Origin of the sequence: Roseovarius confluentis (assembly GCF_002917925.1) — a bacterium.
GTDB lineage: Bacteria > Pseudomonadota > Alphaproteobacteria > Rhodobacterales > Rhodobacteraceae > Roseovarius > Roseovarius confluentis.
In genome coordinates this window covers 226,492-237,888 of sequence record NZ_PPFE01000002.1, presented here as the reverse complement: position 1 = coordinate 237,888, position 11,397 = coordinate 226,492, and the positions used below count along the sequence as shown (strand labels likewise).

Annotated in this window: 13 protein-coding genes; 5 read left to right on the top strand and 8 right to left on the bottom strand. The window is 65.9% G+C overall.

Annotated features, from left to right (window positions below; genetic code table 11):
• Positions 1-69: 69 nt before the first annotated feature.
• Entirely contained in the window at positions 70-813 is a 744-nt protein-coding gene (locus C2I35_RS05985) for an SDR family oxidoreductase (RefSeq protein WP_103762123.1), read from the top strand.
• Positions 810-1,424 carry an enoyl-CoA hydratase/isomerase family protein gene (locus tag C2I35_RS05980; RefSeq protein ID WP_103762122.1) on the top strand — a complete coding sequence of 205 codons (615 nt, stop codon included), beginning with the start codon at positions 810-812 and terminating at the stop codon, positions 1,422-1,424. Before C2I35_RS05985 ends, C2I35_RS05980 begins: the two co-directional genes overlap by 4 nt.
• A 76-nt stretch (positions 1,425-1,500) precedes the next feature.
• Here C2I35_RS05980 and C2I35_RS05975 read toward each other — a convergent pair whose 3' ends face one another.
• The 3 genes from C2I35_RS05975 to C2I35_RS05965 are packed head-to-tail and all read right to left on the bottom strand — an operon-like array spanning position 1,501 to position 3,654.
• Entirely contained in the window at positions 1,501-2,883 is a 1,383-nt protein-coding gene (locus C2I35_RS05975; RefSeq protein ID WP_103762492.1) for a multicopper oxidase family protein, read from the bottom strand.
• A gap of 57 nt (positions 2,884-2,940) precedes the next feature.
• A complete protein-coding gene (locus C2I35_RS05970; RefSeq protein ID WP_103762121.1) occupies positions 2,941-3,303 on the bottom strand; it encodes a SpoIIAA family protein in 363 nt (120 codons plus the stop codon).
• 57 nt (positions 3,304-3,360) lie between these two features.
• A complete protein-coding gene (locus C2I35_RS05965; protein WP_103762120.1) occupies positions 3,361-3,654 on the bottom strand; it encodes an HNH endonuclease in 294 nt (97 codons plus the stop codon).
• Between the two features lie 73 nt (positions 3,655-3,727).
• On the opposite strand from C2I35_RS05965, the gene C2I35_RS05960 reads away from it, so the two are divergent.
• A complete protein-coding gene (locus tag C2I35_RS05960) occupies positions 3,728-3,910 on the top strand; it encodes a hypothetical protein (protein WP_103762119.1) in 183 nt (60 codons plus the stop codon).
• On the top strand, positions 3,907-5,079 hold the full coding sequence (locus tag C2I35_RS05955) for a TIGR03862 family flavoprotein (protein ID WP_103762118.1): 1,173 nt from the start codon (positions 3,907-3,909) through the stop codon (positions 5,077-5,079). Before C2I35_RS05960 ends, C2I35_RS05955 begins: the two co-directional genes overlap by 4 nt.
• Before the next feature lie 22 nt (positions 5,080-5,101).
• Here the strand turns inward: C2I35_RS05955 and C2I35_RS05950 are convergent, their stop codons facing one another.
• Entirely contained in the window at positions 5,102-6,025 is a 924-nt protein-coding gene (locus tag C2I35_RS05950; RefSeq protein WP_103762117.1) for a sulfite exporter TauE/SafE family protein, read from the bottom strand.
• A gap of 149 nt (positions 6,026-6,174) precedes the next feature.
• Complete coding sequence (locus tag C2I35_RS05945; RefSeq protein WP_103762116.1) at positions 6,175-6,762, bottom strand: glutathione S-transferase family protein; 588 nt, start codon at positions 6,760-6,762, stop codon at positions 6,175-6,177.
• A 132-nt stretch (positions 6,763-6,894) separates the two neighbouring features.
• Here C2I35_RS05945 and C2I35_RS05940 point away from each other — a divergent pair, with 132 nt between their 5' ends.
• On the top strand, positions 6,895-7,323 hold the full coding sequence (locus tag C2I35_RS05940) for a GFA family protein (RefSeq protein WP_103762115.1): 429 nt from the start codon (positions 6,895-6,897) through the stop codon (positions 7,321-7,323).
• 6 nt (positions 7,324-7,329) lie between these two features.
• On the opposite strand, the gene holA is transcribed toward C2I35_RS05940, so the two are convergent.
• Genes holA through leuS form a run of 3 tightly spaced genes read right to left on the bottom strand, consistent with a single transcriptional unit; the run spans position 7,330 to position 11,382 of the window.
• On the bottom strand, positions 7,330-8,355 hold the full coding sequence (holA, locus tag C2I35_RS05935; RefSeq protein WP_103762114.1) for a DNA polymerase III subunit delta: 1,026 nt from the start codon (positions 8,353-8,355) through the stop codon (positions 7,330-7,332).
• The gene (lptE, locus tag C2I35_RS05930) at positions 8,352-8,843 is read right to left on the bottom strand and encodes an LPS assembly lipoprotein LptE (RefSeq protein ID WP_103762113.1); all 492 of its coding nucleotides are present in this window, start codon (positions 8,841-8,843) and stop codon (positions 8,352-8,354) included. Before lptE ends, holA begins: the two co-directional genes overlap by 4 nt.
• The gene (leuS, locus tag C2I35_RS05925; protein WP_103762112.1) at positions 8,830-11,382 is read right to left on the bottom strand and encodes a leucine--tRNA ligase; all 2,553 of its coding nucleotides are present in this window, start codon (positions 11,380-11,382) and stop codon (positions 8,830-8,832) included. The genes lptE and leuS overlap by 14 nt, the downstream gene beginning before the upstream one ends.
• Positions 11,383-11,397: the final 15 nt, after the last annotated feature.

Here is an 11,397-nt window from a genome sequence, read left to right as displayed (position 1 = left end):
CTCGCCAGTTCAAGGCGATAGCTCTGGCGTGAACATACGTCACTGCAGAGCTGAAAAAGGTTCAATCCCATGCAAGACAAGACTGTCCTCGTCACCGGTGCCAGCCGCGGCATCGGCGCCGCCGCCGCCCGCCATTTCGCGTCGCTGGGGGCCAATGTGGTGCTCGCCGCCCGCAGCGCCGACGCGATACAGGAGATCGCCTCGGAAATCGGTGATCGTGCGCTGGCCGTGACCTGCGACGTCAGCCGCTACGACGACGTCAGCGCCGCCGTGGCCGCCGCCCGCGACCGCTTCGGCGGGCTCGACGTGCTGATCGGCAACGCCGGCGTGATCGAGCCCATAGCCCATCTCGCCGACGTCGATCCCGACGCATGGGACGAGGTGATCGACATCAATCTCAAGGGCGTTTTCCACGGCATGCGCGCCGCCCTGCCGGTCATGAAACAGGCCGGATCGGGCACCATCATCACCATCAGTTCCGGCGCCGCAACCAGCGCGCTCGAAGGCTGGAGCCACTACTGCGCGTCCAAGGCCGCGGCACTGATGCTGACCCGCGCCGCCGACAAGGAAAACCGCGATCACGGCATTCGCGTCATGGGCCTGTCGCCCGGCACGGTGGCCACCGACATGCAACACCAGATCAAGGCCAGCGGCATGAACCCCGTGGCTCAGCTCGACTGGTCCGACCATATCCCGCCCGACTGGCCCGCCCGGGCGCTGGCCTGGATGTGCACGGCGGAGGCCGATGGGTGGCTCGGCCAAGACATAAGCCTGCGCAACGAGGATATCCGTCTCGCGGTAGGGCTCAAATGATCGAGCTCGACAAATCCGACGACGGCCTCTGGACCGTCACCCTGAACCGGCCCGACAAGGCCAATTCCCTGACCTACGCCATGCTGACCGAGTTGGCCGATATCGCCGAGGGCGCCACCGAGGCCCGCGCACTGGTCCTGACCGGCCGCGGCAAGGCGTTCTCGGCGGGCATGGATCTCGAGGCCGCCAAGTCCGGCCTGCCGACCGACCCGGTGTGGGAACGCCTGTCTGCCGCCCTCTCGGCGCTGCCCTGCCTGACCATTGCCGCGCTCAACGGCACCGTCGCGGGCGGGGCCATGGGCATGGTGCTGGCCTGCGATCTGCGCATCGCCGTGCCGGGCACCAGGATGTTCTATCCGGTGATGAAACTGGGTTTCCTGCCGCAACCTTCCGATCCGGGGCGGCTGACGCGGCTGATCGGCCCGTCGCGGGCCAAGATGATCCTGATGGCGGGACAGAAGATCGACACGGAAACCGCGCATCACTGGGGCCTCATCGACGAGGTGACCGAGCCCGATGCCCTGCTCGACACCGCGCGCACCCTGGCCGCCGACGTGCTCGGCGCAGCCCCCGACCACACGGCAGGCATAAAGCACCTCTGCCGCTCCTGATCGGGCCGGAATTTACGTAAATTCCGGGTTAGAAAATACGTATTTTCTATCCCGTTTTCCGCGTGGAAAACGGCACCTACGTGATCCGGATCCAATTCATCATGCCCGACATCTGGTGCGCGGCCATGTGGCAATGAAACATCCAGTCGCCCGGGTTCTCGGCGACAAAGGCGATCTCGCGTGTCTCGTCTGGATGGATCACCAACGTATCACGCCACGGACCCACACGGCCCTCAGGCAGTACTTCGCGGAAATGCTGCCCATGCAGATGCATCGAATGGGAGAAAGCTGTCCGGTTTTCCATCGGCACCCGCACCGTTTCGCCCAATGCAGCCTGGATCAGCGGCTCCCCGTCCATCCCGGCCTGCCCGTTAAAGGCCCAGAACTGCCCCGCCTCATAGAGCGGCCGCGCCTCCATCTTCGATCCTTGCCACATGACGCGCTCTGGCAGGCCCCGCATCGCGCCGCCCTCCATGACGAGCGGCACCTGCCGCGCGCCCTCGGCCTCAAGCACGGGCAGGTCGTTGGGGGGCAATGCTTGCGGCGCCTCCCGCACGGCCTGTTCCGCGCCGTCGACCGACACGGACACCGTCGCATAGGTGCCGTCCCGCTCCACCGATCCGATGATCGCCTCTTCGCCCGTCTCGGCAGTGATATCGACGATCAGGTCCACCCGCTGCGCCGGCCCGATCTCGACCTGTTCGATCCGCTCCGGCGCCTCGAGTGGCATCGCGTCCAGCGCCACCACCGAGGCGTTCATCCCCTGGAACACCAGCCGGAACACCCGTGCCGTCGCCGCATTCACCAGCCGCACCCGCAGCCGCGCGCCCTTCGGATAGCTGCGGCGCAACTCGCCCGCGCCGTTCACGGTGATATAATTCCCCAGCCGCCCGGCATGGGACATGTCGTGCCGGTTGCCGAATTCGGGATGCAGTTGCGCGTCCTCGGTCAGCCGCCAGTCGTCCAGCACCAGGATCTCCTCGGCATCCACCTCTGGCGGCTCTGCCTCGTCCACCACCAGCACCCCGGCCAGCCCGCGCGAGATCTGCTCCAGCGAATTGGCGTGCGGATGGTACCAGAACGTCCCGGCATCCCGCAGGGCAAAGCGATAGTCGAAGCTCTCGCCGCGTCGCACCGCCGCCTGCGTCATGCCCGGCACACCGTCCATTTCGTTGGGCAGGCGCACCCCGTGCCAATGCACGGTCGTTTCCTGCTTCAACCCGTTGACCAGCCGAGCCTCGAACATCTCACCCTGCCGCTGGCGCAACACCGGCCCCGGCACCTGCCCGCCGTAGGACCATACGCGCGTCTTCGGGAAATCACCGGGCGCCAACTGCACTTCGGCGGGCGCCGCGGTCAGAACGCGACCCGGCTCACCGGCCCACACCGGCCCCGGCACCACCTGCGCCCCGGCCAGTCCGCCCGCCAGCGCCAACACCTCCCGCCGTGTCAGATCCATCTTGCCCTCGCAGTTTGCCACGCCCGCAAGAGTGGCCCATCCCGCCCCGTGGTCAAGTCACTCTGCCGCGATCCATTCCCGCGCCTCGTCCAGATCGTCCAGATCATAGGTCCGCAGCTTGGTCGACATCAGCGCCCCCGCCGCCTTGGAGACCGGCCCGATCCAGCCGATATCCGACACCACCGCCACATGGCTGATATGGCGCAGGTTCCTGAAATCGAACTTGATCCCCGGCCAGATCACCGAGGGCTCGAACCCGTCGAGGCTCTCGATCACCTCGATCAGCTTCACCGTCCCATGGGCGTCGATAAAGCCCTGCATCCGGTCGACGATCCGGTCGTAATCCTCCCGCGTGACCATTCCCGACACCGTCAACTCGACGGTCTTCGTATCGGCATCTTCGATATATTTGACTGTCATGGTGAAATCCTCCCGCACCAAGCATTCCGCATCCCGGCACGCCCGCCTTGCGCAGGATCAACGTTTCCGTCGCCCACCCGGTGTTTTCGAATGAAACCCGGGCGGGCGCTTGGCGACCCAGCGGATGAACTTCTCCAAGCGCGGATGTGCCCGCAACGCCTCGACCGTGGCATAGTCCCGCGCCAGCTCCGCCTCTGTCAGCGTGCCGTGGATCTCGTTATGGCAGATCTGGTGCAACAGCACGACCGGCCCGCCCTTGCCGCCTTTCAGCTTGGGAACCAGGTGATGCAGGCTCTGCTTGGCCTCGGGCGGGATGGACCGCCCACACAGCGGACAAACCGGGTCGTCCATCGCTTTTCCTTGATCTTTTTGCCACGACAGGCAAGAGGATGGAGGCACCACGAAGAATGGCAAGGGAGCTGCCATGGATTGGGACAACCCGCCCGCGTTTGTCGCGCAAGGCATTGACGACGGTAAGAACCGCTTCACCCTGAAGGTCCTTTCCGCCATCTGGAACGCGCTCAAGGCACATGACATCGAAATCCCCTTCCCGCAGCTGGTCGTGCATGACATGGGGCTCGGCACGGCGACACCCACCCGCGCATGACCGACGCGCTGGTCATCGGAGCGGGGCCGGCCGGTCTCATGGCCGCCGACGCACTCGCCTCGGCCGGTGTTCCCGTCACCGTGGCCGAGGCCAAGCCGTCCCCGGCCCGCAAATTTCTCATGGCCGGCAAATCCGGCCTCAACCTCACCAAGGCCGAGGATATGGAAACCTGCCGCGCCGCCTATGCCGAAGCCGCGCCACACCTGCGCCCGATGCTTACTGCCTTCGGGCCGGACGATGTCATCCGCTGGGCCGAGGCGCTGGGCCAGCCCACCTTCACCGGCACAACCGGCCGCGTCTTTCCCACCACGATGAAAGCCTCGCCGCTCCTGCGCGCGTGGCTCTCCCGCCTCGAAGGGCTGGGTGTGACGCTGCACCGCCGCTGGCGCTGGACAGGCTGGAATGGCGATGCGGTAGAGTTCGACACGCCGGATGGTCCGCACCGGCTGACACCCACGGTCACCGTGCTGGCCTGCGGTGGCGCCAGCTGGGCGCGCCTCGGCTCCGATGGCGCGTGGGCGGCCCGTCTGCCGGCCCAGACCGCCGCATTCCAACCCGCCAACATGGGCTTCACCGTCGACTGGTCGTCCCACATGCAGCGCCATTTCGGCCAGCCATTGAAGAACATCGCGCTTCACGCCGGCACGCATATCTCGCGCGGCGAGATCGTCCTGTCCGCCAAGGGCATCGAAGGCGGCGGACTCTACGCCCTCTCCCGCCCGCTACGCGAAGGCGCGGCACTCACGATCGACCTGCGCCCGGATCTATCACTAGAAGCTCTCCGAAAACGCCTGAGCCGTCCGCGCGGCAAAGCCAGCCTGTCGAACCACCTGCGCAAAACCCTGCGCCTCGCACCCGTGGAACAAGCCCTCCTGAACGAATGCGCCCGGCCCCTGCCCGACGACCTCGCCCCGCTGATCAAGGCCCTGCCGGTCCCGCTCAAGACCCCACGCCCCATGGACGAGGCGATCTCGACCGCCGGCGGCCTGCGCTTCGACGCCGTTACCGAAGATCTGATGCTGACATCCCGCCCCGGCACCTTCGCCGCCGGTGAAATGCTGGACTGGGAAGCACCCACCGGCGGCTACCTACTGACCGCGTGCCTGGCGACAGGGCTTTGGGCGGGCCGCGCCGCCGCACGCTTCGCAGAAGGCGTAACCGGTTCTTAGGCCAGCCGCGTCTCCACGGCGCTCAGCCCTCGCGCACGCTGGCGATCGAGAAAACGTTCGACGGCTCCAGCACCAGATCAAGGCCCAGCTTCAGACCGACGGCCAGCACCAGCAGGGCCAAAAGAATGCGCAATTGTTCCGCCTTCAGGGCCTGCCCGATCATGCTGCCGAACTGCGCGCCGACCACGCCACCGACGATCAGCAGCGCGGCCAGCACCGTGTCCACCGTCTGCGTGGTATAGGCGTGCATCATCGTCGTATAAGCCGACACGAAGATGATCTGAAACAGCGAGGTGCCGATCACCACCTTCGTCGGCATTCCCAGGATATAGATCATCGCCGGCACCACGACGAAACCGCCACCGACCCCCATGATCGCCGACAGAACGCCGACGCCGCACCCGACCATGAGCGGCGGGAAGACCGAGATATAAAGGCCCGAGGTCCGGAACCGCACGCGCAGCGGCATGGAATGCACCCAGTCGCGCCGCGTGCGCTGCGGCCGTCGCTTCGGCCCCTGGACCTTGGCGCTGCGCATGGCGCGCAGGCTTTCGATGAACATTAGCGTTCCGATCAGGCCCAGGAAGACGACGTAGAACAGGTTGACCAGCAGATCGACCTGACCCAGCTGCCGCAGCAGGCTGAAAATATAGACCCCCACGGTCGACCCCACGAGCCCCCCGGCCATAAGCGCGCTTCCCATGCGGAAATCGACGGTGCGGCGTCGCATATGCGCGAAGATGCCCGAAAACGACGAGGCGACGATCTGATTGGCGGATGTCGCGACCGCGACCGCGGGCGGAATGCCCAGGAAGAACAGAAGCGGCGTGATCAGGAACCCGCCGCCCACTCCGAAAATTCCCGACAGCAGCCCCACGACAAGACCGACCGACAAGAGCAGCGGGCCATTGACCGAGACCTCGGCGATAGGCAGGTAAAGTTGCATGGCGCGGGGTTTCCTAACCGGGCATGATCCGCACTTACGCCCATCCCCCGAGACCTGCAAGGCGGCGGCCTGTGATCCCCCCCCCCCGCAACATTGCGCTCCACGGCCCGTAGGGTGGGTGAAACCCACCACTCGAACCGGCCGCTCTCTTACCCCATCTCCGAAACCTTGCGGAACGCCTCACGCGCTTCCAGCCGCGCCCGATACGCCCCAAGCAGCTCGCCGGGGCCGGGAAACTTCGCGATCTCCGCCCAGCGCAAACAGTGTACCAGCAGAATATCCGGCACCGTCATCTCCCCGCCCATCAAAAACGGTCCCTCCAGTGCCTCGGACAGTCGCGCGATATTGGCCGCGTACTCCCATTTCAGCGTATCCTTGACCGCCGCCACCCGCTTGTCCTCGGGCAGGACAAACGTATGCCGCGCCGCCATCCACAGGCTGCAATCAACGTCATCGAGGATCTGGTGCGTCAGCGCATCCTGCCGCGCCCGCTCCAGCGTGCCCGCCGGATGGGTCAGCGCCCCGTGCCGGTCGGCCAGATACGTCATGATCGCCACCGACTCGGTCACGACCGCCCCGTCCACCCGCAACGCGGGGATCTTGCCCGACGGGTTCGCCGCCACCGCCTCGGCGCTGCGCGGCCCGGCAGGCGTGTGGTCGTAATCGACGCCCAACTCCTCCAGCATCCACAGCACGCGGAACGCCCGGCTGGCCTTCGATCCGATCACTTCGTACATCTCGCGTCTCCCTCGTATGTTGCCTCACGCTCGCCCGCGTTCAGGCTCTGCGCAACGAAATTCCACTCCACTGCTGACATTTGCTGTCATACTGATCGCCTATCTTGCCCCAGCCTGGAGTGGAGACCCATCATGCACAAATCCGGAACCTGCCTTTGCGGTGCCGTGACCCTCGACATCGCCAACGCCCCCGACGCGACCGGCGCCTGCCATTGCGGGATGTGCCGCAAATGGTCCGGCGGCGTCTACCTGGGACTGCACGTCAAGGCAGGCGATGCCACGATCACCGGCGCGGACAACATCACCGCCTACACCTCGTCCGACTGGGCCGAGCGCTGCTTTTGTGCCACCTGCGGTACGAACCTCTTCTACCGCGTCACCGCACCGGGCCCGATGCAGGGTGATATGCATGTGGGTCTTGGCCTTCTGGACGATCCCTCCGGCATCAGCCTGTCCGAGGAAATCTTCATCGACCGCAAGCCCGACGCCTACGCGCTGGCGGGCGACCACAAGCGCATGACCGAGGCCGAAACGCTGGCCATGTTCGCAGAGATCTCCTGAACCAACCTACCGCTGCGCCAGCGTCGCCAGCCGGATAAGCGCGCGCTCCACCAGCGCCATGTCCGGCGCCGTCTGCCCCGCCGAGCGCAGGCGCAGGTCCGTGTCGGTCAGCACGCCCAGCGCCTCTTCAAGCTTGGCCGCGCCCCAATGCGCCGCCTGCCGTTGCATCCGGTCACGCCGGGGGCCAAAGACCGGCGGGCGCACCCGCGCGATGCCCTGCCCCGGCCCACCCGGATCGCTGGCCGCCGCGAACAGCGTTCGGAAATGACGGTTCGCCGCCATGCACAGGCCGACCGGCTGCACCCCCTGCGCCCGCAGCCGCTTCATCACCGGCCCGATCTCGCCCGGCTTGGCCTCGGCCACAAGATGCAGCACGTCATCCAGATCCGCCTCGACCGACACCGGCGCACAGGCGGCGATGTCTGCGGCGCTCAAGGGCGTGTCATCGCCCCGCTTGTACAGCGCCAGCTTGTCCATCGTCTGGCGGAAATCGCCCGGGTCCAGCGCGCGGGCCAGCGCATTCAGGTCCGCCATCGCCTCGCGCGGGATATCCCGCAAACCCGCCTTCGACAGGATCGCCTCGATCTCGGCCCGGCCCGGCGGCTCGTCATAGATGGCTGCCGCATAGGCGTTCCTGTGCCCCTCGAACAGCTTGCGCAGCTTCGATGTCGCCTTCAGGCTCCCGGCGGTCACCACCACCTGCGCATCCCCCGGCTGCCAATCCTCCAGCGCCGCCGTCACCACCGGCGCCACGGTCTCGTTGGCGTCCTCGACAAAGGCCACGCGCGGGCCGGGAAAGAACCCCTGCGCCTTGACGGCATCCATCAGCATCGCCGGGTCCTTGCGCAAATCGCCCGCCGGGATACGCGTCAGCCGCATCTCTTCCTCGCCCTGCGGTCCGATAAGGGCCGCAATCACCTCCTGCCGCTTCAGCGCCACGCGCATCGCGTCGGTGCCATAAATCAGCAGGCCGGTCTTGTCGGGATCGGGCCGTGCGAAATAGGCCGGCGCATCGCGGGGCGACAGCTTCATGCCGGCAGCTTGCCGGCCTCGGCCGTCAGCCGGTTCAGGATCTGGTCCGCCAGGATCACCATCAGCCGCGCCTCGGCATCGCGCTGCGCCGCCTGCGTCGCCACGGTGGTGCCCGAGGCCGAGTACGAGGTAAAGCTGTCCGCCTGCCCGCTCAGGACGACCGCATTGCTGCGAAGATCGCGCAGCGCGTATTTCACGTTGCCCAGCAGGTTATAGCGAGTCGTCACGTTGCTGCGCGAGATCGCCACGGCCTCTTCCGTCAGATTGATTGAATAGCCCAGCCCGTAAACCTGCCGCTCGCCGCGCCCCAGCCGTTCCTCGATGTGGCGGGTCAGCAGATAGCCCGGCCGACTGTCCGGCGCATCCACCAGAACGGCATCCTGCAACCCCTGCGCCGCACCCCCCGGGCCATAAGCTGGCGCAAAGCCGCAGGCGGCCAGCCCGGCGGGCAGGCCCAGCAACACGAAACGACGGTTAAACGACGACATTCACGATCCGCCCGGGGACGACGATGACCTTCTTGGGCTGGGCCCCATCCAGCGACCTTGCCACAGCTTCGTGCGACAGAGCAATTTTTTCAACCTCTGCCTTGTCCATGTCCTTGGGCACGCTGATCTCGGCCCGGCGCTTGCCGTTGATCTGGATCGGCAGGGTCACGTTGTCATCGGTCAGCATCGCCTCGTCGGCCACCGGCCACGGCGCCTGCGCCACCAGCCCCTCGCCGCCCAGCGCGGACCAAAGCTCTTCGGACAGGTGCGGCGTCATCGGCGACATCAGCTGCGCCAGAACTTTCGCCGCTTCCTTCTTCGCCTCCGCACCCGCGCCGGACTTGGCCAGCGTATTGGTAAAGCCGTAAAGCTTGGCAATCGCCGCGTTGAAGCCAAAGCTTTCCACGCCGCCCGTCACGTCATGAATCGCCCGGTGCATTTCTTTTGCCAGTGCCTCATCCTCGGACGCATTGGCCGGGCTGGTATCCCCGGCAATCTCCGACACGATCCGGTACACCCGCGCCAGGTGTTTGTAAGTCGCCTCGGCCCCGGCGGCGGTCCATTCCACGTCTCGCTCCGGCGGGCTATCCGACAGCACGAACCAGCGCGCGGTGTCGGCACCGAAGGCCTCGATGATGTTGACAGGGTCGACCACATTCTTCTTCGACTTCGACATCTTGGCCGAGGGGATGATCTGAACCTCGGTGCCATCGGCCAGCTTGCCGTCGGTCACGTCCTCCGGCAGGTGATAGACCGGGCGGCCGTTGGCGTCCTTCGTCTGGTAGATCTCGTGCGTCACCATCCCTTGCGTGAACAGCGCGTCAAACGGCTCGATCGCCTTTTCCGGCAGGTGCCCGCAGATATGCATCGCCCGCGCGAAGAACCGGCTATACAGCAGGTGCAGGATCGCGTGCTCGATGCCGCCGATATACTGGTCCACGTTCATCCAGTACTCGGCATCCTCCATCCGCGTCGGCGTGTCCGCATCCGGGGCCGTGAACCGCGCGAAATACCAGCTGCTGTCCACGAACGTGTCCATCGTGTCCGTCTCGCGCCGCGCATCCGCGCCGCAGCTCGGGCATTTGCACTCCCGCCACGTCGGATGCCGGTCCAGCGGGTTGCCCGGAATCGAAAAATCAATCGGCGTGCCACCCTCATCATAGGGCAGCTCGACCGGCAGGTTTGCTTTCTTCTCCGGCACCACGCCGCAGGCCTCGCAATGCACAACCGGAATGGGACAGCCCCAATACCGCTGGCGGCTCAGCCCCCAGTCGCGCAGGCGGTACTTCACCTGCCCCGTGCCAAGCCCGTTTTCCTCGAACCAGTCGATCGTGGCGTCGATGCCTTCCTGGCTGGTGGCCTCACCCACACCTGCGAAATGGTCGATATACACCACCGTCTCGGTCTTGGCGGGCACCAGCGCCTCGGTCTCGACATCCTTTTCCTGCCCGGGCAGGTAAAAGGCATTGCGCACCTCAAGCCCATACTTGCGCGCGAAATCAAGGTCCCGCTGGTCATGCGCCGGACAGCCGAAGACCGCGCCGGTGCCATAATCCATCAACACGAAATTCCCGACCCAGACGGGCAGTTCCTTGTCGGGCCAGACCGGATGACGCACCGTGATCCCGGTGTCGATGCCCTTCTTCTCGGCCTTCTCCATCGCGGCCTCTGTGGTGTCCATCTTGCGCGTCTCGGCAATGAACGCCGCCAGTTCCGGATTGTCCTTCGCCAGCTCACGGCTCACCGGATGCTCCGGCGAAATCGCGATGAAACTCGCCCCGCGCATCGTGTCGGGCCGGGTCGAGTAACAGATGATCGGGTCGCCCGCATCCGTCCGCGCGAACGGAATCTCGATGCCGCGCGACTTGCCGATCCAGTTCTCCTGCATCAGCCGCACCTTCGCGGGCCAGTTCTCCAGCCCGTCCAGCGCCTCGAGCAACTCGCCCGAAAAATCGGAGATCTTGAAGAACCATTGCGTCAGCTCACGCTTCTCGACCTCGACACCAGACCGCCAGCCCTTGCCGTCGATCACCTGCTCGTTGGCCAGCACGGTCATGTCCACCGGGTCCCAGTTCACGACCGCGTTCTTGCGGTAAACCAGCCCCTTTTCCAGGAAATCCAGGAACAGCGCCTGCTGCTGGCCATAGTATTCCGGGTCACAAGTGGCGAACTCCCGGCTCCAGTCAAGGCTGAGGCCCAATGGCTTCATCTGCCCGCGCATGTCGGCGATGTTGCCATAGGTCCAGTCCTTGGGATGCCCCCCGCTCGCCATCGCGGCGTTCTCGGCGGGCATCCCGAAGGCGTCCCATCCCATCGGGTGCAGCACGCTGTGCCCGGTCGCCAGCTTGTAGCGCGCGATCACGTCGCCCATTGTATAGTTGCGCACGTGCCCCATGTGGATGCGCCCCGAGGGATAGGGGAACATCTCCAGCACGTAGTATTTCGGCTTCTCCTGCGACCGCGCGGCCCGGAAAATCCCGGCCTCGTCCCAGGCCTTTTGCCATCTTGCTTCGATATCAGCGGCGGAATAACGCGACATGACCCGATCGGCCCC